We start from the raw sequence: 26795 nt of genomic DNA on the forward strand, positions 1-26795 counted from the left end.
CTTCAAGTCCAGAGTATCGGTACCCAGTACCGAAATCAAGGGGTCACGTCGGCGCGGGCTTATGCGGGCATATTGTCGACCCAACGCTGCAGGTCGTCAACAAAGCGCCCGAGCCGCAATTCGAGTTCGGCAAGCACCCCGGACGGCTCCTGCATCAGGTCTGCGTCGCGGGCGCCGATGAACGCCAGCAGAACCGCCTGCACCGCACCGCCGATCGCCTCGGGGGTGAAGTCGTCAGGGCCGGCGCCGGCACGCGTACGAACGAAGTCGGAGACCACCGCGGCCCAACGCTGCCAGTGGACAGCCTCTTCGGCTCGCTGCTCCGGCGCTCGCTGCAACCGAAACCGCTGCAGCCAGATGCCCGTGGCGTCCACGTCGCTTGAGAAGGCGTCGAGGATTCCGTGGAGTACGGCGGTCGCGAGGGGTTCGTCATGTGGTCGCGACCTGAGCGCCTGCTCAAGCCGAACAAGGTGCGCGTCGAACGGCGCCCACAAGATATCGCTTTTGCTGCGGTAGTAGCGGAAGAAAGTGGTGCGGCTCACGCCACTAGCGGACGCGATCTCCGGGATCGTCGTGTTCTCGAAGCCCTTGGCGGCAAACAGAAGCACCGCTGCGGCCTCTACCGCCTCCCTCGAGGAGGCGGCTGGTCGCCCTGGGCGTCGCTGGGTGCTCACAAGTCGAGCCTAGAGCGGTCTGCGGACGGCCAGAAACTGGCTCAACCGAGTTGATCGACTACCAGCGGCAGCGTGAGTCCGGCCGGACCCACCATTGCGCAAGGAATAGATAGCTCATTCCATGCGTTTGCATAAATATCAGTTGACGGCGGTCACTAATATCGCCGCTCTACAATGCAGGGCACAACGGAAGAAGGAGTAAATATCATGGCCAGACTTGATGGCAAGGTGGCAATCATCACCGGTGCTGCACAAGGAATGGGTGAGGCGCATGCGCGTCTTTTCGTCGCAGAGGGCGCGAAAGTTGTGCTCACCGACCTCAACGAAGAGCGCGGGAACAAGCTCGCGAGCGAATTGGGCGAGAATGCTCGATTTATTAAGCAGGACGTTGCGTCGCTTGCGGAATGGCAGACGGTGGTCGACACCGCCGAGAAGGAGTTCGGCCCTGTCACCGTGCTGGTGAACAACGCCGGAATCATCGGCCCGGTCGTTGAAACGGTCGAACTCAGCGAGGAAGACTACCTCAAGATAATCGCCGTCAATCAGCACTCGCAGTTCTTCGGCATGAAGAGCGTTATCCCCTCCATGCAGAAGGCCGGCGGCGGTTCCATCGTCAATATCTCATCGACTGCCGGCATGCTCTCAGTGGTCGGCTCGCCAAACTTGGCCTACGTCGGAAGCAAGTTCGCATCGCGCGGCATGACCAAGCACGTCGCATTGCAGTACGGCCCCGACAACATCAGGGTGAACTCGGTACACCCCGGATACATCAAGACGCCGATGATGGCCGCAGCGACCGACGAAACCGGCGGCGGCATCGCGGACCAGGTCCCCCTGCGCCGCATGGCCGAGCCAAACGAGGTCTCCGAACTGGTGCTGTTCCTAGCATCCAACGCATCCTCCTACATCAGCGGCACCGAGCACGTCATCGACGGCGGACTTATCGCCGGATAGCTTCAAACGGTGGAGTGCTCCTGAGCGATCAGGAGCATTCCGCATCCCTAGCGTGAGCTCGGCCATGAGCGCGGCACGAAGCACGAGTCGTGCCAATACGGGCCCATCACGAGCGAGGGGAAGGTGCCCTTGGAGGTGTCTGGTTCGAGGGCAAATCTTCGAAGGAGCTTGAATCTGGACTGAGGCGGCCTGGAATCGTCTTCAATTCAAGATGAGCTGCCGAATGGCTTCCTCGGCAGCGCCGCTCGCAAGTCCAGCCGTGGCCGCACCGGACAGTGAAGCGAGAAAACCCCGGAGCGTAGCCAAGCCGGCTTTAATCTTCTTCTTCTCCGGCTCAACCTTCGTGAGCTCCGTAGGAACTTGGCGACCGACCTCATCTCCGCGCAAGGGCCGCAACAAGTTCGAGAACGAACTACGCCTGCTGAACATCACCCAGAAGAACGGAAGACCGAACCACCCGCAAACCCAAGGCAAGGTCGAGCGGTTCCAGCAAACGCTGAAGAAATGGCTAGCCGCTCAACCGCCAGCCGACACCATCGAGGAACTTCAGACCCGGCTCGATCAGTTCCGGGACTACTACAACCAGATCCGCCCGCACCGGTCCCTGAACCGCAGGACCCCCGCACAGGCCTACACCGCTCGCACCAAGGTCGGCCCCGCCGGCACCGTCGGCGGCCACTGGCGAATCCGCGAAGACCGCATCGACGACTCAGGAGCCGTTACCGTCCGCTATCACTCACGGCTGCACCACATCGGCGTTGGCCGCGCCCACAAAGGCACCCGAGTGCGGCTCCTGATCCACAACGACCACGTCCGCATCATCAACGCAAACACCGGGGAACTGCTCCGCCAGTTGATCATCGACCCCACCCGCGACTACCAACCCCAGAAACCACAAAACGCCCTCCCGAAGGAGAGCGAAATGTGAACCATGTCTCGACACATCAGAGCACGATGTCTCAACACATGACAGTGGCGGTGACGGTGGGATTTGAACCCACGGTAGCTTTCACTACACAACTTTTCGAGAGTTGCACCTTCGGCCGCTCGGACACGTCACCGCTGACGATTGTAGTACACGCCCGATGTGCGACTTTCCAGCCGAACACGAGGATGCCCTACCTACGATCGTGGTGTGAAACGCATTGCCATCATCGTCGCCGCTGCGGCCAGTGTGGTCCTTTCCGCTGCATGGGCAGCCGTCAGCGCGTTCAAGAGTCGCCGGCGCAACGGATCGGCACGACTGGCGCTGACCCTGCCGGTGCACTCAGCCTGGTGGCGCGAGCACGCGAAACGCGACGGTGAAGTCTTGTACGTGGCAGTCGGCGACTCGGCCGCACAGGGGATCGGCGCCAGCAAGCCGCATCGCGGCTACGTCGGCACAGTCGCCGCCCACCTGCGCAAGACCACGGGCAAGACCGTGCGCGTGGTCAACCTCAGTGTGTCCGGCGCCCGGCTGCGCGAGACCCTTGAAACCCAGGTGCCACGGCTCGCCCGCCTGACCCCCGACGTGATCACCGTCTCGATCGGCGCGAACGACATCGCCAGCCTTGACGAGGTCCGCTTCGATCGTGAGCTGCGGGAGTTGGCGGATGCCCTGCCGCCGCATGCGATCGTCGCCGACCTGCCCTCCTTCTTCTTCGGCGAGGCCGAGCGGCGGGTGCGCATCGCCAACGGCATCGTGCACCAGGTCATCGGCGAGTACGGCTTCACGCTGGCACCCCTCTACAAGGCGACCCGCCGCCAGGGTGCCGCGCGGATGGCACTGAACCAGGCATCCGCCGACCTCTTCCACCCCAACGACCGCGGCTACCGGGTATGGGCGTCCGCGTTCCTCCCCCTCGTCGACCGCGCGGTGGAGGCGTTGCCCACACGAGTGTGAGCCTCGGCGCCCGATGACGGATGCCTCGCTTAAGCTGGCAGCATGGCCCGCACCTCCCCCACGTTCCGCTGCACCGAGTGCGGGTGGTCGACCCTCAAATGGGCGGGCCGCTGTGGGGAGTGCCAGGCCTGGGGAACGGTCGTCGAAGCGCACGACGCGACCGGCATCCTTCGTGCTGTCAAGGCCGTCGCCGTCGGCGGCGACCGCGTCGCCAAGCCGATCACCGAGATCGGGGCGGAATCCGTTGCCCACTGGCCGAGCGGTATCGCCGAGTTCGACCGGGTTCTCGGCGGCGGCATCGTGCCCGGTGCCACGATCCTCCTGAGCGGCGAGCCTGGCGTCGGCAAGTCGACGCTGCTGCTCGAAGTCGCTTCGAAGGCCGCGGCCATCGGGCAGAAGATCCTCTACGTCACAGCGGAGGAGTCGGCCAGCCAGGTGCGGCTGCGGGCCGGGCGCACCAACGCCCTCCAGCCCACCCTGTACCTCGCCGCCGAAACCGACCTCGCCACCATCCTCGGCCAGGTCGAGCAGATCGACCCGGACCTGCTCATCGTCGACTCCGTGCAGGCTGTTTCCTCCTCGGCAACCGAGGGGCTGGCCGGCGGAACCTCCCAGGTGCGGGAGGTCGCATCCGCCCTCATCCGCGTCTCGAAAGATCGCAATCTGCCCATCCTTCTGGTCGGACACGTCACCAAGGACGGCACCATCGCCGGCCCCCGCCTGCTGGAGCACCTGGTAGATGTCGTTTGTCAGTTCGAGGGCGACCGTCAGAGCGGGCTGCGCTTCATCCGCGCCCACAAGAACCGGTTCGGACCGACGGATGAAGTGGGCTGCTTCGAGATGACCGGTGACGGCATCGCAGAGGTCGCCGACCCCAGCGGGCTGTTCCTGTCGCGCGGAACCGGGGCCATCCGCGCTCAGGTCAGCGGCACCTGCGTGACCATCGCCACCGAGGGCCGGCGCGCCCTCCCGGTGGAGGTGCAGGCGCTCATCGTCGAGACGAACGCACCCCAGCCGCGCCGGGTTACCAACGGGGTCGACTCGTCACGGGTGTCCATGCTGCTGGCGGTGCTCGAGCGGCGCGCGGGGCTCAAACTCAGCAAGTTCGACGTCTACGTGTCAACCGTCGGCGGCATCCGCCTTACCGAACCGGGGGCAGACCTGGCCATCGCGCTGGCCATCGCCAGCGCCTACAGCGACAAGGCTTTCCCGGCGACTCTGGCCGCGATCGGCGAGATCAGCCTGGCGGGGGAGATCCGGCCGGTGTCGCAGGCGAAGCAGCGGGTCGCCGAGGCCAGGCGACTCGGATTCACCACCATGATCGATGACACCGCGCCCCACCTGCGCGAGGCAATGCGCACGGCGTTTGCCACCGCGCAGCTCGACCAGCCCGACGTGCCGTCCTTCTAGCGGCTGCCGCGGCATCCGCCCTCGTGTACTTTGCGCTGCGCTGCTCGATCCGCTGCACCAACGCCGAGAGCGGGTCTTCCATTCACGCGCCGGTGAACTTGACGGGCGCGTGAAGAGTTCACCCGCGTGCGGCGGATGCGAACGAACTCAGTAGAGCAGGAACTGCGCCGTCTTCTCGGGCTTGATGTCACCGAGGCCCACCCGCAGGTGGTAGCTCGCACCATCCGCGGCCACCGGCGAACGCTCGCTGGTGCAGGTCGCCGGGTCTGAGCGGGTGCGGTCCCACGGGATGGGCGTGGTGGTCTGCTTGACCCCGGGCTCGAGGGCGACCTTCTGCGGTGTGCGCTCGGCCTGGCAGTCCGTCGATCGCCAGTACGTCTCTGAACCGCTGGTGATCTCGTACAACTGCATGTCGGTTCCGACGTCTGCGACGCAGGCGACGCTGCCGTTGTTCACGATCGACATGCTGATCATCGGTTGCACTCCCGACGCGTACTGCGTGTTGTCGGTGACCGGCTCAACCGTCACATTCTCGGGGTTGCACGCCTCCCCCTCCTTCTGCACCGGCTCATCCGTCGGCTTGGTGGTGGACGAGGTTTCGGTTGTCGGCTTCTTGTCGTCGTCGGCTGCTTCGGCGCCGGGGCGGAAGATGATGAGCAGCACGACGATCAGGACCGCGAGCGCGCCGAGGCCGACGAGGAGTCTGCGGCGCCAGTACACCTGTGGTGGCTGGGGGCCGACGGGGTTACGGAACGTCGACATGACCCAAGGGTAGCTAGAGGTTCTTCAGCATCCGCGTATTGCCGAGCGTGTTTGCCTTAACTCGGGAGAGATCCAGGAACTCGGCGACGCCCTCATCCGCTGATCGCACCAATTCGGCGTACAGCTCGGGGTCCATCGGTTCCTCCGACATTTGCTCGAAACCGTGCTTCTTGAAGAACTCAACCTCGAAGGTGAGGCAGAACAGGCGGTGGATGCCCAGTTGCGTGGCCTTCTGCTCCAGGCGATCGAGGATGGCGTGCCCGACTCCGCGCCGCAGCCAACTCTCCTCGACGGCGAGCGTGCGCACCTCCGCCAGGTCTTCCCACATGACGTGGAGGGCACCGCAGCCGATCGCGTTGCCGTTCTCGTCTTCGGCGATGTGGAACTCCTGGATCGACTCGTAGAAGACGACCCGCTCCTTGCCCAGCAGGATGCCGCGGTCAACGAGGGGGTTGATCAACCGTTGGACGTCTGGCACATCGCTGGTGCGAGCCGGCCGCACGGAGAAAGTCACTTTTCGATCTTATGGGTCGCCGCTGGCCGCGCGCCGTACACGTTTGCGTATACCTCAGGCGAATGCCGCGGCGAGCAGTGGCGCGGCAAAGATGGCGGCGTAGATCAGGCTCAGCCACGGTTGGTATGCGACATACATGCCGTGCCAGGTCATGCTCCACGGGTGCCGGATGAGAACCCACCCGATCACGTCGACCACGATGGCCACTACCGCCCAGGTGGCGGCAAGCGTCCAGGCATGGGCCCACACATCATCCGGCCGGACGACCGAGAAGTACGCCCACGCGGCCGGCGGGAACAGCACGATGTTGTAGAGCGGATGCCACGGCAGCGTCGCGCGGTACGACGACACGTCGTACACCGAGCTGATCACGACGCCCTCGTCGGTCATGCCGAGGGCCTTCCAGTTGAATACCGTGTGGCCGATGCCTACGGCGGTGACGACGAAATAGGCGATCCAGAACCACAGCATTGACTGGGCGATATCCATGGCGAGCACCCCCCGACCCTATCGGCGAATGCCCTGCGGGAATGTCCACTGACGATGACGGTGTTTGTCGACGATGACGGTGCAACAAACACCGTCGACGTCGACAAACACCGTCATCGTTGGGCTGGCCTGGCGAAAAGGGGGGCCGGGTTTCCCCGACGCCCCCTCCAGGTTTCGATACGGCGCTGCGCGCCTACTCAACCCACAGACGCGCTACGCCTCGAGCGCGGCCGCCGGCTCCTCGATGGCCTCGCGGCCGGGCTGGCGTGTCGTGCTGAACACGTAGTCGCCGTCGACGTAGTCCACGTGTACGTGGTCGCCGGCGTGCAACTCGCCCTGCAGGATCCGCTCGCTCAGGCGGTCCTCCACCTCGGACTGGATCGCGCGGCGCAGCGGCCGTGCACCCAGCGCGGGGTCGAACCCGACCTTGATGAGCTGCGCCTTCGCCGCGGCCGTGAGTTCCACGGTCATGTCGCGGTCGAGCATCCGCTCGCTCAGGCGCCCAACGAACAGGTCCACGATCTGGAGCAGTTCGACCGGGTTCAGCTGCGGGAACACAATAGTCTCGTCGACGCGGTTGAGGAACTCCGGCTTGAAGTTCTTCTTCAGCTCTTCGACAACCTTCGCCTTCATGCCTGCGTAGCTCTGAGCCTCGTCGCCTTCGATGGTGAAGCCGACCGGGCCGCCCGTGATGTCCTTCGTACCGAGGTTGGTGGTCATGATGATCACGGTGTTCTTGAAGTCGACGACGCGGCCCTGGCCATCCGTCAACCGGCCCTCCTCCAGAATCTGGAGCAGCGAGTTGAAGATGTCCGGGTGCGCCTTCTCGATCTCATCGAACAGCACCACGGAGAACGGCTTGCGGCGCACCTTCTCGGTGAGCTGCCCGCCCTCTTCGAAGCCGACGAACCCGGGAGGGGCACCGAACAGCCTCGAGACGGTGTGCTTCTCGCCGTACTCACTCATGTCGAGTGCGATCAGCGCGTCTTCGTCATCGAACAGGAACTCGGCGAGCGCCTTGGCCAGCTCCGTCTTACCGACACCGGTCGGGCCGGCGAAGATGAACGAGCCGGATGGCCGCTTCGGGTCCTTGAGGCCGGCGCGGGTGCGGCGGATGGTCTTGGAGAGAGCCGAGATGGCCTCCTCCTGGCCGATGACCCGCTGGTGCAGTGCCTTCTCCATGAAGACGAGACGCGCGGTCTCCTCCTCGGTGAGCTTGAAGACGGGAATACCGGTCGCGGCGGCGAGCACTTCGGCGATGATCCCCTCGTCGACGGTGCCGGTCGAGCCGGCTTCGCCACTCTTCCACTGCTTCTCGAGGCGCAACCGCTCACCGAGCAGCTTCTTCTCCTCGTCACGCAGTGATGCGGCCTTCTCGAAGTCCTGGTCTTCGATGGCGGCTTCCTTCTGCCCGCGAACGCCCGCAATGCGGTCGTCGAACTCGCGCAGCTCCGGCGGGGCGGACAGGATCGACAGCCGCAGGCGTGCGCCTGCCTCGTCGATCAGGTCGATGGCCTTGTCCGGCAGGAAGCGGTCGGCGACGTAGCGGTCTGCCAAATTGGCAGCGGCAACGATTGCGCCATCCGTGATCGACACCTTGTGGAACGACTCGTACTTGTCGCGCAACCCCTTCAGGATGTTGATGGTGTGCGGCAGGTTCGGCTCCTCGACGCGCACCGGCTGGAAGCGGCGCTCGAGCGCGGCGTCCTTCTCGAAGTGCTTGCGGTACTCATCGAGCGTGGTCGCACCGATGGTCTGCAGTTCACCGCGAGCCAGGAGCGGCTTCAGGATGCTGGCGGCGTCGATTGCACCCTCAGCAGCGCCCGCACCGACAAGGGTGTGGATCTCGTCGATGAAGGTGATGATGTCGCCGCGGGTGCGGATCTCCTTGGTCACCTTCTTGAGGCGCTCCTCGAAGTCACCGCGGTAGCGGCTGCCGGCGATGAGCGAGCCGAGGTCGAGCGTGTAGAGCTGCTTGTCTTTCAGCGTCTCCGGCACGTCGCCGCGGACGATCGCCTGGGCGAGGCCCTCGACGACGGCGGTCTTTCCGACGCCGGGCTCACCAATCAGCACCGGGTTGTTCTTGGAACGGCGGGAGAGGATCTGCATGACCCGCTCCATCTCCTTCTCCCGGCCGATGACCGGGTCGAGCTTGCCGTCGCGGGCGGCCTGGGTGAGGTTGCGCCCGAACTGGTCGAGGATCTGGCTGCCGGCCTGTGCACTGGCCTGCTCGTTGCCGCCCACCTGCACCTGCTCCTTCCCCTGGTATCCGGAGAGCAACTGAATGACCTGCTGGCGCACCTTGTTCAGGTCGGCGCCGAGCTTCACGAGAACCTGGGCTGCGACACCCTCGCCCTCGCGGATGAGGCCGAGCAGGATGTGCTCGGTTCCGATGTAGTTGTGGCCGAGCTGCAGCGCCTCGCGCAGGGACAGCTCGAGAACCTTCTTGGCCCGCGGCGTGAACGGGATGTGCCCGGTCGGCTGCTGCTGGCCCTGGCCGATGATGTCCTGCACCTGCTCCCGCACGGAGTCGAGCGAGATGCTCAGCGACTCGAGCGCCTTGGCGGCGACACCCTCACCCTCGTGGATCAGGCCGAGCAGGATGTGCTCGGTCCCGATGTAGTTGTGGTTGAGCATCTTGGCCTCTTCCTGGGCCAGGACAACCACGCGACGGGCTCGGTCGGTAAATCGTTCGAACATCTCTGAATCTCCTCAGGCATCGTGGCGGTTGGATGCCGTTACAAAGAGAGTAACGACCGCACCCTTGGATTTGCTCCCCTGTTCGCCGTGGGCGTTAAAGCACCGGACCGGCGCCCGGCACAGACCCCCACCATCGCGACCCGGGTCATTTTGCGGGCGTGCCTCGCAGATCACTCGCAAAATGACCCGGCTCGATGAATGCGGGCCGCGGATGCGCTTGCGCACCATATCGAAAGTCGTTATGTTAACGACTGTCGTTGTTATCGATAATCGTTAGGAAGCGAAACGTGAAGTCTTCACAAAGTGACCGAATAGCCCTCTGGCTTGTGCTTCTGGCGGCACTCGCCTACTCCGTCGCCACGCTGATCTTCGGGATGGCTCACGGCGCGCAGGTCGCCTTCGCTCCAGGCGAGACACCGGTGGGGCTATTGGCATCCGCGCCGGTACCGACGGATCTGGACGGGGAGGCAACGATCGTTTCCGGGTCATTCACGGATGCCTCCCTCACGGTGAGTGGGCTCAGTACCTTCGCGCGGGTCATGCTGTCAATCGGGGTCGCAGTGGGGCTGGTCGCGAGCCTTGCCGTTTCGCTGGCAATCGCCTACTTCTGCTGGTCTCTGTTGCGGGCACGACCGTTCCGGCGCTCGCTCACCGTCGCCGCGATCATCGCCGGAACGGCCCTGAGTGTCGGCGGGCTTCTCGGTCAGGCCGCCATCGGGTTCGGAACCATGCAGGCCGCACTCGACGTCGATCCCGCTGGGGCCGTCTTCGAGGCGGGCTTCTGGTTCGATCCGGCTCCCCTCCTCGGTGGCTTCGCCATCCTTGCCCTCGGCATCGCGTTCCAGCTCGGCGAGCGCCTGCAACGCGACACTGAAGGGCTCGTCTGATGGGTGAGGCGGACGAGGAGAGCACGGGCATCCACTGCCGCCTCGACGAACTGCTGGAACAGCGCGGGATGACGCTCACCCGGCTGAGCGAGCTGGTCGGGGTGAGCATCGTCAACCTCTCGGTGCTCAAGAACGACCGGGCGAGGGCCATCCGCTTCTCCACCCTGACCGCCATCTGTGACGCACTCGGATGCGAGGTGGGCGACCTGCTCGTGCGCGATTAGGCTGGTTTCACGGACGATGGGAGCCGACCATGCCGCAGGACCCGCCCGACCACGGAGTGGACCCAGACGAGCAGCCGACGCAGCCGCTGCCGGAAATACCTCCCGAAGCGGCAGCCGCCGCGGCCGCGGGCGCCGCCCCGGGCGAAGCGGATGCCCCAACAGTCGCCTTCGAGCCTGTGCCGGCGTCGACGGAACCGATCGCGCCCTACGTTCCGATCGCGGATCCCTCCGCCGGCGACATCGGGGGCGGCGCGCCACCGCCACCCGTCACGCCGAACCGGAAGTCACCGGTCCCGTGGCTTATCGCCGCCGCTGTCGTGATCATGGGGGCAGCCATCGCCCTCGGCATCTTGCAACCGTGGGCGAACGTTGAACAGCCGGTCGTCAGCCCGACCCCGACCGAGTCGGTCACCCCCTCGCTGCCGCCGACGGAGACTCCGACAGAAGACCCGGGCGGCGAACCCAGCCCGCCCGACGAGCCGGCGCCAGAACCGGAACCAGAGCCAGAACCGGAGCCAGAACCGACCGCTACCGAGCCGAGCACGCCTCCTAGTACAGGCGAACCGATCCCGACGGAACCCATCAAACCATAACCATGAGCAACCTCGAACGCGACCCCGAAGAACTGATCTGCGAGTCCGACGCCACACCGGGCATCCGCATCCTGGAACCACGCGACGTACCGCTCGGCGGCCCCCGCGCCATGGACGTACGCCGCACGCTGCCCCAGCGCGGGCACTCCCTGATCGGGGCCTGGTGCTTCGCCGACCACTACGGACCGGATGACGTCGCGGTCACCGGCGGCATGGTCGTGCCGCCGCATCCGCACACCGGGTTGCAGACGGTGAGCTGGCTGTTCGCCGGCGAGGTCGAGCACCGCGACTCCTCCGGCGCCCACGCGATGGTGCGCCCCGGCGAGCTCAACCTCATGACGGCGGGCCGTGGCATCCAGCACTCCGAAGTGTCCACATCGACAACGCGGATGTTGCACGGCGTTCAACTGTGGACCGCCCTTCCCGACGCCTCCCGGCACACCCGCCCGATGTTCGAGCACTATGTGCCGCCGGTCGTCGAGTTTCCGGAGGGCAGCATCAGCGTGTTCATCGGCAGCCTGGTCGGCCAGAAGTCGCCGGCCACCACGTTCAGTCCGCTGGTCGGAGCGCAGGTCGACCTGAAGGCCGGGCAGTCGATCACCCTGCCCATCGCCTCCAGCTTCGAGCATGGGGTTCTCGTCGACAGCGGCGTGGTCAGTGTCGAGGGCAATCCGGTGCCGAAATCGCATCTCGCCTACCTGGCTCCCGGTCGCGAGGAACTCCGACTGGAAGCGACCACGGCATCGCGACTCGTGCTCATCGGCGGCGAGCCACTGAACGAGCAGATCGTCATGTGGTGGAACTTCATCGGGCGCAGCCACGACGAGGTCGTCGCCTATCGGGCGCAATGGCAGTCAGAGGTCGTCGGTGGGGGAACGGATGCCGGGCACTTCGGCGTCGTGCAGGGCTACGACGGGCCACCGCTGCCGGCGCCGGCCATGCCGACGGTGCGGCTCAAGCCGCGGGGTTAGCGTCGACGGGCTCAGGCACCCGGTCCGAGCAGGCGCGCACCCGTGCGCGTCACGCCCTTCTGCCACGGCAGCAGAACGGGCTCGAGTACGCGGAACAGCACGTTGATGAACAAGCCGAGCACACCCGTCAGCACGATGCCGGCGTAAACCTGATCGACCGCGAACTGCTGCCCCGCGCGGCGGATCATCGACCCGATCCCGCTTTCGGCACCGACGTATTCGGCGGCGATGAGCGTGATGAGGCACGTCGCCAGGCCCAACCGCAGGCCACTCACGAGCGCGGGGGAGATCGCGGGGAACAGGAATCGGGTGAAGTACCGCACCCCGGTGGCCCCGAAGTTGTGTGCCGCCTCGATCAGCTCAGGGTCGACGTTCCGCACGCTTCCCCTCGTACTGATGATGATCTGGAAGAACGCCGTGGCGAAGGCGGTCAGGATGTAGGCAACCTCACCGCGTCCGACGATGATGATGAACAGCGGCAGGATGGCGATCTTCGGCAGTGGGTAGAGGGTGTCGGTCACCGGACGGATCAACATTTCCACGATGCGCCATTGCCCGGATGCGACGCCGATGATCACCCCGGTGACAGCCGCGAGCGAGAACGCCAAGCCCAGTCGCTGCAGCGTGACGAGGAGGTCGACCCCGAGGCGGCCGTTCAGGAACTGGTCGACCGTCACCGCTGCGACATCGCTCGGCGGGATGAAGAAACGCGGGTCGAGCAGCCCCAACTGTGTCGTCAGCTCCCAGGCGACCACGAGGAGGATCGGGATCGCGAGCAGCTGTGCCCAGGACCGCACGGCGGGGCTCACGAGGCCACCCGGGTATCCACGCGCCAAGGCAGGAGGCGACCGGCGAGCGCTTCGAACCCGGCGGAGCTGAGCAGGCCGAGGACGGCGATGCAGAGGAGGGCGACGTACATGTCGGTCACCCGAAGGATCTGCCAGTTCGTCCACAAGAAGTTGCCGAGCCCGGTCGGCGCGCCGACCATCTCGATCGCGATGACGGCGATCAGGGCGAACCCGAGGGAGATCCGGATCCCCGTGACGATCGACGGCAGCGAGCCCGGCAGGAGCACCCGGAAGAAACGCCGGGACCCGCGGCACTCGTAGTTGTGCGCGACCTCAAGGAGCGTCTGGTCGATGCTCCGCACGCCGGCGACCGTGTAAAGCACCATGACCACCAGCGGCGTCACGAGCGCCGTCAGAAGAATCGCCGCCTCGGTGCGGCCGAGCACGAAGGTGAGGAATGGGAAGAAGAGAACTCCGGGGATCGGGTACAGGAAGGCCAGCACGGTGCCGAATCCGCTCTCGGTCCAGCGGGATGCGGTGATGGCGATTCCGAATGTCACCCCGATGACGATCGCGAGAGCGATCGTGATGAGCACCCGCACGACAGTCGCGACAAGGTCCCCGCCCAGACCGAATTCGACGTCGAAGATGATCGTGCCCCGCGCGACGATCTCAGAGGGCGGCGGGAAGAACGTCGGGCGGAGCACCTCTGTGCGGCTCAGCACTTCCCAGATGCCGAGTACGAGAACCGGTCCGACGATGGCCGCCCACTTCTCGCGGAAGAAGCGGGCGATCACCGGCTGTCTACTGCCATGGCGGCCTGAACCTCGTCGCGGAGGTGATTCCAGATGCCCTGCGAGAGCTCAGCGAACTCCTTGGTGCCGCGCAGTTCCGGCCCCCGAGATAGCGGGAAGTCGAGCTCGATGATCTCGCGCACCCGACCGGGTCGCGCCGACATCAAGACGACTCGATCGGAGAGGAAGACTGCCTCATCGATCGCATGAGTGATGTACAGCACGGTCGGTTGCGACTCCTGGCGCAGTTCCAGGATCTGCTCCTGGAGGAGCGTCCTGGTCTGCGCATCCAGCGCGCCAAGCGGCTCGTCCATGAGCAGGATCTCGGAGTCCTGCGCCAGGGCGCGCGCAATCCCGACGCGCTGCTTCATCCCGCCCGACAGCTGGTGGGGGTAGAAGTCCGCGAACTTGCCCATCCCCAAGCGTGACAGCTGGGCATCCGCGATGTCCGCTGCCTCCGCTTTGGGGACGCTCCGGTTGCGTGGACCGAACATCACGTTGTCCCGCACGGAGAGCCACGGGAACAGCGCGTGCTCCTGGAACACCATTGCGGTCTTCGGCCGTCCTGGCTTCGAGGTGGCGATGTCCACCGTTCCCGACGTCGGCTCGTGCAAGCCGGCGACAAGGCGCAGGAGGGTCGACTTCCCACACCCCGACGGACCGACGATCGAAACGAACTCCCCTTCGGCGATGTCCAGCGAAATGTTCTCGAGGGCCGTCACCTCCTGCTTGCCGGGGAAACGCTTCGAGACGTCGGTCAGCCGCACTTTGACATTGTCGTTCACGATGCCGGCCATCCTTGAGGTTAGTTATCGAGAACGGCGTCACGCCAGGTGAAGTCCCAGATATCCTCCTCGGGGATGATCTCCGAGTAGTTCAGCGACCCCTGCTCCATGAAGAACTCCTGGTAACCGAGCACGACATCGAGGTCGACGCTCAGGTCGGCGGTGATGTGGTGCTGCCGTGACGCCGCGACCACGGCGCGGTCGGCGCCAGTGTATGACTCGATGAAGCCGAGCATCTCATCGGTATCCCAGCCTCCTTCGGCGAGTTCAGCCGCCGAATTAGCGTAAGCCTCCATGAACCCTTCCGCCAGCTCGGGGTTCTCATCCGACCAGTCCGTGTTGAAGATGATCCCCGTGAACGGCATGGGCTCAGCGTCGGTCGGTGTCTCCCACGGCCGGTAGCCGGCGCCGTTGCTCTCCGCCTGCGTCGGGAACGGCTCGGAGAGAATACCTCCGGCGATACCCCCGTTCGCGAGCGCAGGCACCTGGTCTGGGAACGGGATGTGCTCGACGTTGATGTCATTGATCGAGAGACCGACCCGCTCGAGGGCGAAACCGAGGAGCGCCTCGGTCACGACGCCGGGTGCGTTCACCGCGAACGTCTCACCGGCGAGGTCCGACATGTCCTCCGCGAGTTCGGCGGCGGCATCGGAATCGGCGGCTATCTGTGAGGAGAGGATAAAGTAGTCCTCCACGTAGCCCGCGTGCATCGGGGCGACGTAGCGCACCGGCAGACCCTCATCGAAGGCGTTGTACGCCGCCGAGCCGATTCCGGCGAATCCGACGTCGAACTGACCGGTCGCAACGCCGGTGATCGACTCGTTTCCGCTGGTCACCTCGATCATCTCGAGCGTGATACCCGCCTCCTCCGCGTGCTTCTCGGCGGTGACGAAGAGCGGCAGTGACGATCCGGTGGCCAGGTAGGCGACGCGGATGACGTCGCCGGTCTCACCACCTTCTGCGTCATCCTCAGCCGGGGTGGCCGCGCACCCGCTGATGATCAGGGCGGCGGTGACCCCCGCCGCGACGAGCGCAGAGCGCCGCGTTCGTGATGAAATGCTGTGCCTCATGGTGAAACTCCTTTGTTCCTTTGGTGGTGTGGGTGTCGGCCAGGCGTTCTAGTCGAGTGCGTCCCCGGCAAAGTCGTGACCGGCGGCCATCATCCATGACGGCCTCCCGGTGATCTTGGCGTCGATGAGCAGCGGCCGATCGCGAGCGGAGTCGAGCCAGGCCGACACCCCCTCGAGGTCGTCAAGGGTGCGGACCGTGATCGCGTCGCAGCCGTACCCGCGGGCGATCGCTGCGATGTCGGTCTCCGGGAATCGCACGATCTCCTGCTCAGCAGCGCTGGCCCCGGGGAACAGATGGACCTCGGCCCCGTAGGCGCTGTCGTTGTAGACGATGATCAGCATGCCGAGCCCGAGCCGCACGGCGGTCTCAAGTTCCGCCGCCGCCATCAGGAGGGATCCGTCGCCGACGCCGAGTACGGGCATGCGGTCGGGTCGGGCGACCGCTGCGCCGATGGCGCTGCCCAGTCCGAGGCCGATGGCCTGGAACGACAGCGGAAGGCAGTAGCCCTGATCATCCGGGACTCGCAGGTGCGCGCCCGGGTAGCAGTTCACGTTCCCTCCGTCGACGAGGACAACGCGCTCCATCGGGAGCATAACGTCGAGGGCGTTCGTCAGGAGGGCGGGGTCGACGTACCCAGGCTCGGACATCGGCTCGACCGGTTGTTCCGACCAGTAGCGCGCGCTCTTGACCCGATCGGCGACCTCGGGGGTGCGGTACCCCGTGCGGGCCGGACCGGCCACGAGCAGCGCTTCCCGCGCGGCACGGGCAACCGCTCCGGCGTCTCCAACGATCCCGAGATCGACGAGGCGGTTCTTTCCGATCGCGTCGGCACGGTCATCGACCTGGACGAGAGTTGCGCCGTTGGTGAGGTCGCCACCGCGGGTGGTCCAGTCGTTGAGCGCAACCCCGAATGCGACGATGAGGTCTGCCTCGCGGACCAGATTTGCGGAGCCCTCGGTGGCGAAGCCGCCCATGATGTCGAGCGCCCATTCGTCACCCTCGAAGACACCTCGGGCGCCCCCCGAGGCGATCAGCAGCGCGCCGGCTGCAGCGGCCAACTCGCGGAGGTCACCCTTCGCGCCACGCGACCCGCGCCCGCCGAGCACGACCGGGCGCTCGGCACGGGTAAGCAGTTCCACGAGGGGTTCGACCTCCGCGGCCGACACTGTCGTGCCCGCCACGTGGAGTGCTGCCGCCGGACGGGCGGCCGGATACTCGATGAGCTCCTCCTGGATGTCGATGGGGAGAGAGAGCACGACCGTCTTGCGTTCGAGTTTTGCGACGTGGAAGGCGCGGGCGGTGTCTGCGATCGCGGTACGCGCCGAGTGGATCCTCATCGGTGTCGCGCCAATGGCGGCGACCGCGGCATCCTGATCGATGTGAAAGTTAGAGGTGACATCACCGGTCGCGGTGTCGCCGCTCAGGACGAGCAGTGGCGTGTGGCATTTGGCGGCCTCGGCAACGCCGGTAAGTGCATTCGTGAGCCCGCATCCCTGGTGCACGGTCAGGACACTGACGTGGCCCGTGATGCGCGAGTAGGCGTCGGCCATGGATGCGGCACCCATCTCGTGACGGGCAGCGATGAAGGTCGCCCCGTTTTCGACCAGGGCGTTCGTGACCCGGAAGTTGCCGCTACCGACGACACCGAAGGCGTGGGATACCCCGAGCTCGGCGAGGACGCGACCAACGGCGTCGGAGACCCTGATCGATTGCGTCATCGCAATTCCCACCTTCTCCCCGACCGTCAGACAGCCAGGTGACTACCACGCTAGACGCGTTGTGAAACCGCGTCCAATAGATAATTGGCGTTCTTCTTATCAACCAGATAGATAATGAGACATGCAACCCAGCATCGACCTCAACCTGCTTCGCACCTTCGTTGTCGTCTACCGCGAGAAGAATCTGACCCTCGCCGCAGCGGCGCTGCACACGTCGCAGCCGTCGGTCAGCTACGCACTCAAGCGACTTCGACTGCACTTCGACGACGCCCTCTTCGTTCGGACGCGGACGGGGGTGCGGCCAACACGACTGGCGACGGACGTCTACGCCGAGATCAGCGGTCCACTCTCGCAGATCGCCGAAAGCACCGAGGGCACAGCCCGCTTCGACCCTGGGACGTCGACGCGGCGGTTCCGGATCGCCCTCACCGACCTCGGAGAGGCGGGGTTACTGCCCCGGATCCTCGACACCCTGCGCCAATCGGGACCCGGCATCCGGATAGAGACGGTGCCACTCGACATTGAAACGGTGGGACGCGACGTGCTATCGCGCGACATCGACGCCGCGATCACCAGCTCGCCCGTGCACGGACCGGTGAACCAGGAGGTCCTGTTCCAGGATCGGTACGGATGTCTGGTGCGCGGCGACCTCCCCGACGACGACGGCACGATCCGTGTCGATGACCTGCGGCGGCTTCCCGAGGTGCGTGTCGGCCCCTCGGCGGGTCACCGGGCGATCGCCGAAGCTGTGACGACCCTCGGCGCCGGCATTCTCTCGGACACCCCGCACGTTGAGGTGCACCGATTCACGTCGCTTCCGAAGATCGTCGCGCAGTGCGGATTTGTGGCGATCGTCCCTATCGACGGCTTCATCGATTTGACTGAACTCGACGATACGAAGATCCTGGAGCTGCCGTTCCCTTCGCCGTCGACTTCGATCCGGCTGATCTCCCACCGCGACAGCGGTGCGCCCGAGGCCTGGTTCCTCGGCACGATCAGGGAGACGCTGAAAAACCGCTCAGGCGCGGCGAGCGCCAAGTAGGAGCCGCAGTGGCCGACGCTACGGCGCCAGCAGCTCGCGCTTGGCCCGCTCCTCGGCCTCGATACGGGCGTAGACCGTGCGTTCGGTGCGGTCGGCGCGGATGATCACCCGCATGATCTGCCAGAACACCAGCCCGATCAGGATGGTCGGCGTCACCGAGAACACCGCATTCGCCCAGAAGTCTTCTAACACGAGTACAAGGATACGCGTCCCGGCCCGAAGGTTTGTCGTCACCAGGTTTCGATACGGCCCTGGCGGGCCTACTCAACCCACAGAAGTCGGCGCTACTTCACCAGGGGGAACAGGATCGTCTCGCGGATGCCGAGCCCGGTGATCGCCATCAGCAGCCGGTCGATGCCCATGCCCATGCCGCCGCTCGGCGGCATGCCGTGCTCGAGCGCCCGCAGAAACTCCTCATCCAGGCGCATCGCCTCGTGGTCGCCCTGGCTGGCCAGCTTCGCCTGGGCGACGAACCGCTCGCGCTGGATGACCGGATCGACCAACTCCGAGTATCCGGTGGCCAGCTCGAAGCCGCGGATGTAGAGGTCCCACTTCTCGACGACACCCTCCACCGAGCGGTGGTCGCGCACCAGCGGCGACGTGTCGACGGGAAAGTCCATCACGAACGTCGGCCGCACCAGGTCGACCTTGATGTAGTGCTCCCACAACTCTTCGACCAGCTTGCCGTGGGTGGGGTGGTCGACCTCGACACCGATCTTCGCGGCGTGCTCCTGCAGGTAGGCGAGGTCCGTCTGCGGGGTGACCTCGAGCCCGGACGCCGCGACCAGCGAGTCGTACATCGACACGCGGTCCCACTGCCCGCCCAGGTCGTACTCCGTGCCATCCGCCCAGGTCACGATGTGACTACCGGAGACCGCCATCGCCGCGTTCTGAACCAGCTCCTGCGTCAGGTCGGCCATCTGGTTGTAGTCGCCGTACGCCTGGTACGCCTCCAGCATGGCGAACTCCGGCGAGTGGGTGGAGTCGGCACCCTCGTTGCGGAAGTTGCGGTTGATCTCATAAACCCGCTCGATGCCGCCGACGACGGCACGCTTGAGGAACAGCTCCGGAGCGATCCGCAGGAACAGCTCAGTATCGAACGCGTTGCTGTGGGTGACGAAGGGGCGGGCGGATGCTCCGCCGTGCATGGTCTGCAGCATCGGCGTCTCGACCTCGAGATACTCGTACGCGTCGAACGTGGCCCGCAGGGAGGCGTTCACCTTCGCCCTGGCACGCACCGTGAACCGCGCCTGCTCGCGCACGATCAGGTCGAGGTAGCGGGAGCGCACCCGCGTCTCCTCGCTGAGCTCCACGTGCAGGTTCGGCAGCGGGCGGATGGCCTTGGCCGCGACCTTCCACTCCGCCACCATCACGCTCAGCTCGCCACGACGAGAGGAAATGACCTCTCCGGAGACGAAGAGGTGGTCACCGAGGTCGACCAGCTCCTTCCACAGCGCGAGAGACTCCTCGCCGACCGCGGCGAGCGACACCATGGCCTGGATGCGCTGCCCGTCACCGGACTGGAGCGAGGCGAAACACAGTTTTCCGGTGTTGCGCAGGTGCACGATGCGACCGGCGAGCGCCACCGTGTCGCCGGTGGTGGCATCCGCTTCAAGGTCCGGATACTTCGCCCGCACCTCGGCGACGGTCGTCGTGATCGGCAGAGACACCGGGTAGGCACCGGCGCCCGACTCGATCAGCCGCTCACGCTTGGCCAGCCGAACCTGGGCCTGTTCAGACAGCTCTTCCTCGGTCGGTTCAGTGGGGATTGCGGGGTCTGTCATGGCGCTGCGGCTTCTCCTTGAGTCAAGCCTCAAGCTTATGGGTTGAGCCGGGTGGCGTCGGAATCAAGCGATTTGCTCCTCAGCTCAGACATTGAACGATTGAGCCGGACGAAAAGCGTGTCCGACCCAATCGTTCAAAACTCGACACCCCGCAAAACACTTGACCCCGACGCTGGTTACGGCAGCATGATCTCCCGGTTGTCGATGAGGCGAGTGGTGCCTACCCGGGCGGCGATGATCGCGGTGGCGGTGCCGCGGAAGTCGGGAGGGACCGGGAGGAAGGTCGCCGGGTCGACCAGGTCGAAGTAGTCGAGCTGCGCCGCTGGCTCCTCCGCGACCAGGTTTCGGGCGGCCACCCGGGCGAAGTCTGCCCCCTGGGAAGCGGATGCTGCCGCTGCTTCCAGCGCGGCCGACAGCACCAGCGCGGCGCGACGCTCGTCCGCACCCAGGTAACGGTTGCGGCTGGACAGCGCGAGGCCGTCCGCTTCCCGCACCGTCTCCACGATGTCGAGCTCGAGCGGCAGGTTGAGGTCGGCGATCATCCGCCTCACCAGGTAGACCTGCTGGGCATCCTTCTGCCCGAAGACGGCGACCGTGGGCTGCACAATATTGAACAGCTTGGCGACCACGGTGAGCATGCCATCGAAGTGTCCCGGGCGGGTTGCACCCTCGAACAGGGTGGCGACGTGTCCGGCGGCAATATGAATCTGCGGCTCGCCGTCCGGGTACATGTCGGCGGCGGTCGGGGCGAAGACGATCGTCGCCGGCGCCAGCGCAGCCACATCCGCTTCCAGCGTGCGCGGGTAGCGGTCGAGGTCTTCGCTGGGGCCGAACTGCAGCGGGTTCACGAAGATGCTGACGACCACGACATCCGCCACTTCGCTCGCGTGCCGCACGAGCGCCAGGTGTCCGTCGTGCAGGGCGCCCATGGTCGGCACGAACGCGACGGTGCGGCCGGACGCGCGCTCCGCATCAAGCCGCATCCGCAGCTCACCGATCGTCGTGATGGGGCCGGTCATGCGACTACTCTTTCCCGGCGCGCGCCGTTTTCAGTGGAACGCGCGTGCGAATGCGGCCGCGTCCCACGGAAAACGGCGCGCGGCGGCCGATGCGAGGCGGAAGTCACACGTCCTCCGGGAAGGTCGGGGTGGGGCCGGCGAGCGCGTTCTCGACGGCTGAGCGCACCAGCGGCGCCAGCACCGCGCCGGGAGCCTCGACGCCGATGCCGTCCAGCAGCGCGGTCGCCTGAGCGACGATTGCCGCCGAGAAGCTGGTGGCGGTGTCGATGGCCTCCGCATACGCGGCGCGATCGGCCTCATCGACGAGCACCGGCTCGGCACCCATCTCCACCACCAGCGCCTGCCCGATCGGCTGCACCGGCGCCGGTGCGGTGACGGCGCAGTACGCCTCCCGCAGGCGCACCAGGTCGATGCTGGTGCCGGTGAAGGCCATGGCCGGATGTACCGCGAGGGGAATAGCGCCGGCGGCCAGTGCCGGGGTCAACACCGAAATGCCGAACCGTGCAGCCGTGTGCAGCACCAGCTGGCCCGGCTGCCAGGTGCCGGTGGCGGCAAGCCCGCTCACCAGGTCGGCCAGCTCGGCCTCCGGCACGGCGAGGATCACCAGCTCGCTGCGCTCCACGATGGCGGGGATCTCCAGCACCGGCACCCCGGGCAGCATGGCCTCAGCGCGGTCGCGGCTCTCGCTGGAGATCGCGCTGATGCCGACAATGGCGTGCCCGGCACCGGCAAGCGCCGCACCCAGCACAGGACCGACCCGCCCAGCGCCGATGATCCCGATCCCCAACCGCCCGGACTGCCGGCGCTTCGGCCCGCCGAACCCCTGCGGATCGCTCATGCCGGGGCTTCCCCTGCCCGCCACCGGTGGGAGGTGTCAGCAGCGACCGACTGGATGGTGGTGGTCGCGACATCCGTGAAGAAACCGAGGGCGGCATCCTGATCGACCGCACCCAGCTCGGCCGTGATCGGCCCGGCAACCGTGTGCAACTGCACTGCGGCCAGCCGGCACGCCCGGTACAGCGGACCCTGGCTGACGGAGACACTCTGCACCCTCGGAGTCGGGACGACGATGAGGCCGCGCCACACCACGCCCTTGCGCAGCAGCACCGCGTCGGGAGTGATCGCGAACCCGTTACGCTGCCACGAGAACCAGCGCAACCAGGCGGCGCGCTTCGGGGAGTTGGTGAAGCCGTCGCCCTGGGTGCCCTTCGCGGTGAGGCCGTCTTCGAGCAGCTTCGTCATCTCCTCGGTGGTGAGCTTCGGGAGCAGCAGCGCCAGGACGCGCATGACATCCGCCCGGTCGCCGACCGGCATGATCGTGGTGTTCGCCTGGCCGGCCGCGCCCTTGGCCGTCGACTGGCTGGCCCGGTTCACCTTGATCTCCCACCAGCCGGCCGGACGCCACAGCAGCGGCTGGCTGACCAGCACCGAGTGGATGCGCCCAGGCGGCAGCGTCTCGTTGCTGGTGCTGAGCAGGCCGAAACCGACCCGAACGCCGTCCGGGGTGCCGGCGATCGAGTAGCGCAGCGACTTGGTCACGCGGTTCACGTAGAAACTGCCGAAACCGATGATCGCCGGGATGAGGGTGAAGAGCAGCCCGAAGTTCTCCCAGACGACCACCGAGACCACCGCGCCGGCGATGGCCAGGATGAGGAAGATGGTCGCGCCGCTGAGCAGCACAGACCCGATCAGACGGAGAGGGTGGATCTTGACGACCGACTCCGGCGGCGCAGCGTTCGGGTCGAGTTCCGGCGCCAGCAGTTCGTGCACCCGGCGGTCGATCAGCCCGTGGCCGGCCTCCGCAGGCTGTGCCGCCAGCGCGTCGGCACGGCGGGCACCGGATGCCAACCGCAACACTTCGCGACGGAGGTCATCCGCCGCCGCCGACCCGAGGTAGGACAACTGCACGTTGGCATCCGCCCCCGCCTGGTTGACCTCGAGCTTCGCCGCACCGAACAGCCTCGCGAAGAACGGCCGCACGATGTTGATGCCCTGGATGCGGTCGAGGCGCGCTTTCCGGTTGGTGCGGAACAGGATGCCCGACCGCACCTCAACGACCTCGTTGGTGATGCGGAAGCTGTGCATCCGCCACGAGACGTAGAACGCGGCGATGAGGATGATCAGGAAGACCGCGAGCACGAGCAGGGCGAGGCCGACATAGCCATTGTCGAGAACGTAATCGACCGGGTCCCCCTCGCCGGCGTACCCGGGGACGAAGATGTTGATCAGGCGCTCGCGCATGTTCGCCACCACGATGCCGAGGATGGCGATGAGGGTGATGCCGCCCTTCAACAGGGGCGACGCCGGGTGCATCCGGTGCCACTCTCCGTCGGTCAGAGACGCGGCCATTCCCGCGCCGCCGGTCGACTCTGACGGATCGTCAGCAACGGGCGGCGTGGGCCCGGGCGTGCCGGGCTGATCGACTTCGGTCACAGCCCCGCCCGGCGGCTCTCGGCGACCGCGACCAGGTGGTCACGCAACTCCTCAGCATCCGCCGCCAGCAGGCCGGGGATGGTGATCCCGGTGGACGCCGCCGCGGTGACGAACTTCAGCTCGCTCAACCCGAGGGCCCGGGACAGCGGACCCCGGTTGATGTCGACCAGTTGCATGCGGCCGTACGGAACAGCGACCAGGCGCAGGAACATTATCCCCTTGCGGAAGACCAGGTCGTCCTCGCGCAATTGATACCCGTAGGCACGAACACGGCGGGGTGTGATGGCGAGCGAGACCAGCAGGATCACGGCGGCCGGGATGAGAACCCACCAGGCCCAGTCCCAGCCGACCACCACGAAGACCAGGCCCGCCGCGACCAGCACGCCGAAGAAGGCCAGGTTGCTGACGATCTCGGAGACGATGAACTTCGGCGAAATGCGCCGCCAGGTCAGTTCCGGAACCTCAAGTCGATTGGTCATCGATCCCTCTACTAGTAACGGCTACGCCTCAGCCGGTTTCTTGTCCTGCGTTTCTTGCGTGTCTTCGGGCGGAAGCTTGCACATATTCTCTGCAACCAGGCCGCAGACCATCAGCACGATGGCGCCGGCGAACATCGAAATGAAGAACCCGATCGAGCCTACAGGCGGCATGGTCCGCGAGAGCAGGTACAGGGCGAAACCGGCCGCAGCACCCGCCAGCAGTGCCCCGGCGATCGATGACGCCTTCGCCAGCACGACCACTCGCGTCGCGTAGAACGGGTCGACCCTGGCCTTAGCGGTGCCGTTCGCGACCTTGCGAATCGGCCAGGCCAGTGCGAGATCCACCAAGCCGATCAGCGACAGCCCGATCGCCAGCGTGACAGGTGGCCGAACGCCGGGTTGCCCCGACTGCGCGAGCCCCACCTGCACGGCGATGCCGACCGCCAGCCCGACCACCGCGAACAAGGCGAGCGTCAGTGCAGAGGTGCGCTTCACGACGGCGTCCGTTCTCCGGCCGCGAGCAGCGGCGGCGCCGGGAATTCCCACACCGCGTCGTCCAGCCCGGCAACCAGGTCGGCGACGCGTCCATGTTCCGGAAGCACAGCATCCGGATCGACCTGCGCCCACGGTGTCAGGACGAACGACCGCTGCCAGGCGCGCGGATGCGGCAGCGTGAGGCGTTCGGTCACCTGACGTATGGTGCCGACAGCGATCAGGTCGACATCCAGCGTGCGATCGCCCCACACTGTTTCGCGCACGCGGCCGTGGCGTTGCTCGATCGCGTTGACCGCGCCAAGCAGTTCCAGCGGCGTGATGGTCACCTCGGCGAGGATCACGGCGTTCAGGTAGCGAGGCGCAGACTCGTCCAGGCCGGTGGGCTTGACGGCTCCAGACTCGACGAGAGCGGATGCTGCGACGACGCGAACCCCAGGCACCGCGTCGATGTCGTGGACAGCGGTCCGAATAGTCGCCTCCCGGTCGCCCAGGTTGCTGCCCAGGGCGATCACGGCGCGTTCGACCGCCGCGCCCGTCACTCGCGCACCCGCGTGATGGTCACGGAGACATCGGCGAACGGCACAGTGATGGGTGCGCTCGGCTTGTGCACGGTCACGCGCACGGCGTTCGCCGCACGGTTCTCAAGCACCAGCGCGGCCACCCGCTCCGCCAGCGTCTCGATCAGGTCGACCGGGTCGCGCTCCACGGCTGCCACGACCTGCTCGGCGAGCACGCCGTAGTGCACCGTCTGCTCGAGGTCGTCGCCACCGGATGCCGCGCGAAAGTCCAGCCAGACCGTGACATCCAGCACGAACTCCTGACCGTTCTCGCGCTCCTCAGTGAACACCCCGTGGTGGCCGAAAGCCCTCAGCCCGGTCAGGGTGAGATGGTCACCGGTCATGGTCAGCATCATCCTTCAACCGCGACCACAGGTCGAGCGCGGCACGCGTGCCGGCTACATCGTGCACCCGCACGCCCCAGGCGCCGGCCTCCGCCGCCAGGGCGCTCAGGATGGATGTGGCGGGATCGCGGAGTTTCGGATCCGCACCCTCCGGCAGCAATGTCGAGAGGAAGCGCTTGCGAGACGCGCCCACCAGCATCGGGAACCCGAGACTGTGAAGCTCTCGCAGGTGGGCGAGCAGTAACCAGCTCTGGTCGGCCGTCTTGGCGAAACCGAGACCCGGGTCGACGATGATGCGCTCAGGGTGCACGCCGACCACGATCAGTTCGGCGACGCGTTGCTCGAGCTCGTTGCGAACATCCCGCACGACATCGTCGTAGACCGCCAGGTCGTCCATCCCGGAGCTGTGTCCGCGCCAGTGCATCGCGATGAAGTCGAGCCCGCTGTCGGCAGCCACCTGGCGCATGGCCGGGTCGGACAGGCCGCCGGAGACATCGTTGATGATGGCGACACCGGCCTCGGCGGCAGCTTCAGCCGTCTTCGAATTCATGGTGTCGACGCTCACCCGAATTCCCCGGTCCACCAGTTCGCGGATGACCGGCAGCACACGTTTCTGCTCGATCGCGATCGGGATGCGTTCGGCACCCGGCCGCGTAGTCTCACCGCCGACATCGATCACGTCAACGCCCGCGCCCACCATCTTCACCGCGTGGTCTATCGCGGCCTCCAGCTGGGCGAACTCACCGCCATCGCTGAACGAGTCGGGGGTGACGTTGAGCACCCCCATGATGCGGGGACGAGCCTCAGGCACTGGTCGACCCCTCAGCCTGCCCGATGAGCGCCATGACCTCAGCGCGTTCGATCGGGTCGGAAAGGATGCCCCGGCTGGCGACGGTCACCGTGGAACTGCGCACCTGCTGCACACCGCGGGCGGTCACGCATCCGTGCACCGCATCGGTCACCACGAGCACTCCTCGCGGCGATAAGCCGTCGTTCAGGGCATCCGCTATCTCCTCGGTCAGCCGCTCCTGCAACTGCGGCCTGGACGCCACGGTGTCGACCACGCGTGCCAGGCTGCCCAGCCCGACGATGCTGTCGCCGGGTGCGTATGCGATGTGTGCGACGCCGAGGAACGGCAGCAGGTGGTGTTCGCAGATCGAACGGAACTCGATGTCGCGCAGCAGGACAAGCTCACCACCCGAGTCACCGGAGATCGGGTGGGCCAGGTGCGTCAGCGGGTCGACGCCGACGCCGGAGAAAAACTCGCCGTACGCCTGCGCTACCCTGCCCGGAGTTGCGAGAAGGCCGGCGCGCGACGGGTCATCGCCGATCGCGTACAGCAACTCGGTGACGGCCGCCTGAATGCGCTCGGTGTCGACGCCCGACGTCGAGGTCGTGGCAACACTGCCTGTGGTGCGGGGCATGT

30 protein-coding genes and 1 tRNA gene are annotated in these 26795 nt (G+C 66.2%); 9 read left to right on the forward strand and 22 right to left on the reverse strand.

Annotated features, from left to right (window positions below):
• Positions 1 to 59: 59 nt before the first annotated feature.
• On the reverse strand, positions 60 to 674 hold the full coding sequence (locus ACX3PH_RS01810) for a TetR family transcriptional regulator (protein WP_459088775.1): 615 nt from the start codon (positions 672 to 674) through the stop codon (positions 60 to 62).
• A gap of 207 nt (positions 675 to 881) precedes the next feature.
• Between ACX3PH_RS01810 and ACX3PH_RS01815 the strand changes: the two genes are divergently transcribed.
• Both ACX3PH_RS01815 and ACX3PH_RS01820 read left to right on the forward strand, forming a co-directional pair.
• Positions 882 to 1628 (forward strand): glucose 1-dehydrogenase, encoded by a 747-nt coding sequence (locus ACX3PH_RS01815; protein ID WP_459088777.1) that lies wholly within the window; start codon positions 882 to 884, stop codon positions 1626 to 1628.
• Between the two features lie 259 nt (positions 1629 to 1887).
• Positions 1888 to 2556 carry an integrase core domain-containing protein gene (locus ACX3PH_RS01820; RefSeq protein WP_459088779.1) on the forward strand — a complete coding sequence of 223 codons (669 nt, stop codon included), beginning with the start codon at positions 1888 to 1890 and terminating at the stop codon, positions 2554 to 2556.
• Positions 2557 to 2601: 45 nt separating this feature from the next.
• Here ACX3PH_RS01820 and ACX3PH_RS01825 read toward each other — a convergent pair.
• Positions 2602 to 2689: transfer RNA gene (locus tag ACX3PH_RS01825), tRNA-Ser, on the reverse strand.
• A gap of 74 nt (positions 2690 to 2763) precedes the next feature.
• Between ACX3PH_RS01825 and ACX3PH_RS01830 the strand changes: the two genes are divergently transcribed.
• Together ACX3PH_RS01830 and radA are read left to right on the forward strand one after the other, a co-directional pair.
• On the forward strand, positions 2764 to 3510 hold the full coding sequence (locus tag ACX3PH_RS01830) for an SGNH/GDSL hydrolase family protein (protein WP_459088781.1): 747 nt from the start codon (positions 2764 to 2766) through the stop codon (positions 3508 to 3510).
• Positions 3511 to 3552: 42 nt separating this feature from the next.
• On the forward strand, positions 3553 to 4920 hold the full coding sequence (radA, locus tag ACX3PH_RS01835) for a DNA repair protein RadA (protein ID WP_459088783.1): 1368 nt from the start codon (positions 3553 to 3555) through the stop codon (positions 4918 to 4920).
• Positions 4921 to 5067: 147 nt separating this feature from the next.
• On the opposite strand, the gene ACX3PH_RS01840 is transcribed toward radA, so the two are convergent.
• The 4 genes from ACX3PH_RS01840 to ACX3PH_RS01855 form a co-directional block, all read right to left on the reverse strand.
• Positions 5068 to 5682, reverse strand: coding sequence for a hypothetical protein (locus ACX3PH_RS01840; RefSeq protein ID WP_459088785.1), 615 nt, complete (start codon positions 5680 to 5682; stop codon positions 5068 to 5070).
• Between the two features lie 13 nt (positions 5683 to 5695).
• Positions 5696 to 6196, reverse strand: coding sequence for an amino-acid N-acetyltransferase (locus ACX3PH_RS01845; protein ID WP_459088787.1), 501 nt, complete (start codon positions 6194 to 6196; stop codon positions 5696 to 5698).
• 54 nt (positions 6197 to 6250) lie between these two features.
• On the reverse strand, positions 6251 to 6694 hold the full coding sequence (locus tag ACX3PH_RS01850) for a hypothetical protein (protein ID WP_459088789.1): 444 nt from the start codon (positions 6692 to 6694) through the stop codon (positions 6251 to 6253).
• 204 nt (positions 6695 to 6898) lie between these two features.
• Positions 6899 to 9385 (reverse strand): ATP-dependent Clp protease ATP-binding subunit, encoded by a 2487-nt coding sequence (locus ACX3PH_RS01855; RefSeq protein ID WP_459088791.1) that lies wholly within the window; start codon positions 9383 to 9385, stop codon positions 6899 to 6901.
• Positions 9386 to 9672: 287 nt separating this feature from the next.
• Here ACX3PH_RS01855 and ACX3PH_RS01860 point away from each other — a divergent pair, with 287 nt between their 5' ends.
• The 4 genes from ACX3PH_RS01860 to ACX3PH_RS01875 are packed head-to-tail and all read left to right on the forward strand — an operon-like array spanning position 9673 to position 12060.
• The gene (locus ACX3PH_RS01860; protein WP_459088793.1) at positions 9673 to 10272 is read left to right on the forward strand and encodes a hypothetical protein; all 600 of its coding nucleotides are present in this window, start codon (positions 9673 to 9675) and stop codon (positions 10270 to 10272) included.
• Positions 10272 to 10496: a helix-turn-helix domain-containing protein gene (locus ACX3PH_RS01865; RefSeq protein WP_459088795.1), complete on the forward strand. Its 225-nt coding sequence runs from the start codon at positions 10272 to 10274 to the stop codon at positions 10494 to 10496. Before ACX3PH_RS01860 ends, ACX3PH_RS01865 begins: the two co-directional genes overlap by 1 nt.
• Positions 10497 to 10525: 29 nt before the next feature.
• Positions 10526 to 11089 (forward strand): hypothetical protein, encoded by a 564-nt coding sequence (locus ACX3PH_RS01870; protein WP_459088797.1) that lies wholly within the window; start codon positions 10526 to 10528, stop codon positions 11087 to 11089.
• 2 nt (positions 11090 to 11091) lie between these two features.
• Positions 11092 to 12060 carry a pirin family protein gene (locus ACX3PH_RS01875; RefSeq protein ID WP_459088799.1) on the forward strand — a complete coding sequence of 323 codons (969 nt, stop codon included), beginning with the start codon at positions 11092 to 11094 and terminating at the stop codon, positions 12058 to 12060.
• 11 nt (positions 12061 to 12071) lie between these two features.
• Here the strand turns inward: ACX3PH_RS01875 and ACX3PH_RS01880 are convergent, their stop codons facing one another.
• From ACX3PH_RS01880 to ACX3PH_RS01900, 5 genes are read right to left on the reverse strand one after another with little or no spacing between them, the layout of a single operon-like run.
• Positions 12072 to 12869: an ABC transporter permease gene (locus ACX3PH_RS01880; protein ID WP_459088801.1), complete on the reverse strand. Its 798-nt coding sequence runs from the start codon at positions 12867 to 12869 to the stop codon at positions 12072 to 12074.
• Positions 12866 to 13645 (reverse strand): ABC transporter permease, encoded by a 780-nt coding sequence (locus ACX3PH_RS01885; RefSeq protein WP_459088803.1) that lies wholly within the window; start codon positions 13643 to 13645, stop codon positions 12866 to 12868. The genes ACX3PH_RS01880 and ACX3PH_RS01885 overlap by 4 nt, the downstream gene beginning before the upstream one ends.
• Positions 13642 to 14427 carry an ABC transporter ATP-binding protein gene (locus ACX3PH_RS01890; protein WP_459088805.1) on the reverse strand — a complete coding sequence of 262 codons (786 nt, stop codon included), beginning with the start codon at positions 14425 to 14427 and terminating at the stop codon, positions 13642 to 13644. Before ACX3PH_RS01890 ends, ACX3PH_RS01885 begins: the two co-directional genes overlap by 4 nt.
• Positions 14428 to 14447: 20 nt before the next feature.
• The gene (locus ACX3PH_RS01895; RefSeq protein WP_459088807.1) at positions 14448 to 15497 is read right to left on the reverse strand and encodes an ABC transporter substrate-binding protein; all 1050 of its coding nucleotides are present in this window, start codon (positions 15495 to 15497) and stop codon (positions 14448 to 14450) included.
• A gap of 48 nt (positions 15498 to 15545) precedes the next feature.
• On the reverse strand, positions 15546 to 17216 hold the full coding sequence (locus tag ACX3PH_RS01900; RefSeq protein ID WP_459088809.1) for a thiamine pyrophosphate-binding protein: 1671 nt from the start codon (positions 17214 to 17216) through the stop codon (positions 15546 to 15548).
• A 121-nt stretch (positions 17217 to 17337) separates the two neighbouring features.
• On the opposite strand from ACX3PH_RS01900, the gene ACX3PH_RS01905 reads away from it, so the two are divergent.
• Positions 17338 to 18258 carry a LysR family transcriptional regulator gene (locus tag ACX3PH_RS01905; protein ID WP_459088811.1) on the forward strand — a complete coding sequence of 307 codons (921 nt, stop codon included), beginning with the start codon at positions 17338 to 17340 and terminating at the stop codon, positions 18256 to 18258.
• Positions 18259 to 18276: 18 nt separating this feature from the next.
• Here the strand turns inward: ACX3PH_RS01905 and ACX3PH_RS01910 are convergent, their stop codons facing one another.
• From ACX3PH_RS01910 to folE, 11 genes are all read right to left on the reverse strand, one after another.
• The gene (locus ACX3PH_RS01910) at positions 18277 to 18450 is read right to left on the reverse strand and encodes a hypothetical protein (protein WP_459088813.1); all 174 of its coding nucleotides are present in this window, start codon (positions 18448 to 18450) and stop codon (positions 18277 to 18279) included.
• Between the two features lie 92 nt (positions 18451 to 18542).
• Positions 18543 to 20042: a lysine--tRNA ligase gene (gene lysS / locus ACX3PH_RS01915; protein ID WP_459088815.1), complete on the reverse strand. Its 1500-nt coding sequence runs from the start codon at positions 20040 to 20042 to the stop codon at positions 18543 to 18545.
• Between the two features lie 176 nt (positions 20043 to 20218).
• A complete protein-coding gene (gene panC, locus ACX3PH_RS01920; protein ID WP_459088817.1) occupies positions 20219 to 21061 on the reverse strand; it encodes a pantoate--beta-alanine ligase in 843 nt (280 codons plus the stop codon).
• A gap of 103 nt (positions 21062 to 21164) precedes the next feature.
• Positions 21165 to 21899 (reverse strand): Rossmann-like and DUF2520 domain-containing protein, encoded by a 735-nt coding sequence (locus ACX3PH_RS01925; RefSeq protein WP_459088818.1) that lies wholly within the window; start codon positions 21897 to 21899, stop codon positions 21165 to 21167.
• Positions 21896 to 23494: a PH domain-containing protein gene (locus ACX3PH_RS01930; protein ID WP_459088820.1), complete on the reverse strand. Its 1599-nt coding sequence runs from the start codon at positions 23492 to 23494 to the stop codon at positions 21896 to 21898. The genes ACX3PH_RS01925 and ACX3PH_RS01930 overlap by 4 nt, the downstream gene beginning before the upstream one ends.
• Positions 23491 to 23973, reverse strand: coding sequence for a PH domain-containing protein (locus tag ACX3PH_RS01935; protein WP_459088823.1), 483 nt, complete (start codon positions 23971 to 23973; stop codon positions 23491 to 23493). Before ACX3PH_RS01935 ends, ACX3PH_RS01930 begins: the two co-directional genes overlap by 4 nt.
• Positions 23974 to 23994: 21 nt before the next feature.
• Positions 23995 to 24468 (reverse strand): DUF3180 domain-containing protein, encoded by a 474-nt coding sequence (locus ACX3PH_RS01940; protein WP_459088825.1) that lies wholly within the window; start codon positions 24466 to 24468, stop codon positions 23995 to 23997.
• The gene (gene folK / locus ACX3PH_RS01945) at positions 24465 to 25007 is read right to left on the reverse strand and encodes a 2-amino-4-hydroxy-6-hydroxymethyldihydropteridine diphosphokinase (protein WP_459088827.1); all 543 of its coding nucleotides are present in this window, start codon (positions 25005 to 25007) and stop codon (positions 24465 to 24467) included. Before folK ends, ACX3PH_RS01940 begins: the two co-directional genes overlap by 4 nt.
• Complete coding sequence (folB, locus tag ACX3PH_RS01950) at positions 25004 to 25369, reverse strand: dihydroneopterin aldolase (RefSeq protein ID WP_459088829.1); 366 nt, start codon at positions 25367 to 25369, stop codon at positions 25004 to 25006. Before folB ends, folK begins: the two co-directional genes overlap by 4 nt.
• On the reverse strand, positions 25359 to 26180 hold the full coding sequence (gene folP / locus ACX3PH_RS01955; RefSeq protein WP_459088831.1) for a dihydropteroate synthase: 822 nt from the start codon (positions 26178 to 26180) through the stop codon (positions 25359 to 25361). Before folP ends, folB begins: the two co-directional genes overlap by 11 nt.
• A complete protein-coding gene (folE, locus tag ACX3PH_RS01960; protein ID WP_459088833.1) occupies positions 26173 to 26793 on the reverse strand; it encodes a GTP cyclohydrolase I FolE in 621 nt (206 codons plus the stop codon). Before folE ends, folP begins: the two co-directional genes overlap by 8 nt.
• Between the last annotated feature and the right edge of the window lie 2 nt (positions 26794 to 26795).

The sequence above is a fragment of the Homoserinimonas sp. A520 genome (assembly GCF_054489245.1).

Excerpts from the sequence above, each read along its gene's own strand:
- lysS (WP_459088815.1), bottom strand. The coding sequence starts at position 20,042 with ATGACAGACCCCGCAATCCCCACTGAACCGACCGAGGAAGAGCTGTCT.
- ACX3PH_RS01865 (WP_459088795.1), top strand. The coding sequence starts at position 10,272 with ATGGGTGAGGCGGACGAGGAGAGCACGGGCATCCACTGCCGCCTCGAC.
- ACX3PH_RS01855 (WP_459088791.1), bottom strand. The coding sequence starts at position 9,385 with ATGTTCGAACGATTTACCGACCGAGCCCGTCGCGTGGTTGTCCTGGCC.
- panC (WP_459088817.1), bottom strand. The coding sequence starts at position 21,061 with ATGACCGGCCCCATCACGACGATCGGTGAGCTGCGGATGCGGCTTGAT.
- ACX3PH_RS01815 (WP_459088777.1), top strand. The coding sequence starts at position 882 with ATGGCCAGACTTGATGGCAAGGTGGCAATCATCACCGGTGCTGCACAA.
- ACX3PH_RS01935 (WP_459088823.1), bottom strand. The coding sequence starts at position 23,973 with ATGACCAATCGACTTGAGGTTCCGGAACTGACCTGGCGGCGCATTTCG.
- ACX3PH_RS01895 (WP_459088807.1), bottom strand. The coding sequence starts at position 15,497 with ATGAGGCACAGCATTTCATCACGAACGCGGCGCTCTGCGCTCGTCGCG.
- ACX3PH_RS01905 (WP_459088811.1), top strand. The coding sequence starts at position 17,338 with ATGCAACCCAGCATCGACCTCAACCTGCTTCGCACCTTCGTTGTCGTC.
- folE (WP_459088833.1), bottom strand. The coding sequence starts at position 26,793 with ATGCCCCGCACCACAGGCAGTGTTGCCACGACCTCGACGTCGGGCGTC.
- ACX3PH_RS01870 (WP_459088797.1), top strand. The coding sequence starts at position 10,526 with ATGCCGCAGGACCCGCCCGACCACGGAGTGGACCCAGACGAGCAGCCG.
- folB (WP_459088829.1), bottom strand. The coding sequence starts at position 25,369 with ATGACCGGTGACCATCTCACCCTGACCGGGCTGAGGGCTTTCGGCCAC.
- ACX3PH_RS01840 (WP_459088785.1), bottom strand. The coding sequence starts at position 5,682 with ATGTCGACGTTCCGTAACCCCGTCGGCCCCCAGCCACCACAGGTGTAC.
- ACX3PH_RS01925 (WP_459088818.1), bottom strand. The coding sequence starts at position 21,899 with ATGAGCGATCCGCAGGGGTTCGGCGGGCCGAAGCGCCGGCAGTCCGGG.
- ACX3PH_RS01900 (WP_459088809.1), bottom strand. The coding sequence starts at position 17,216 with ATGACGCAATCGATCAGGGTCTCCGACGCCGTTGGTCGCGTCCTCGCC.
- ACX3PH_RS01875 (WP_459088799.1), top strand. The coding sequence starts at position 11,092 with ATGAGCAACCTCGAACGCGACCCCGAAGAACTGATCTGCGAGTCCGAC.
- radA (WP_459088783.1), top strand. The coding sequence starts at position 3,553 with ATGGCCCGCACCTCCCCCACGTTCCGCTGCACCGAGTGCGGGTGGTCG.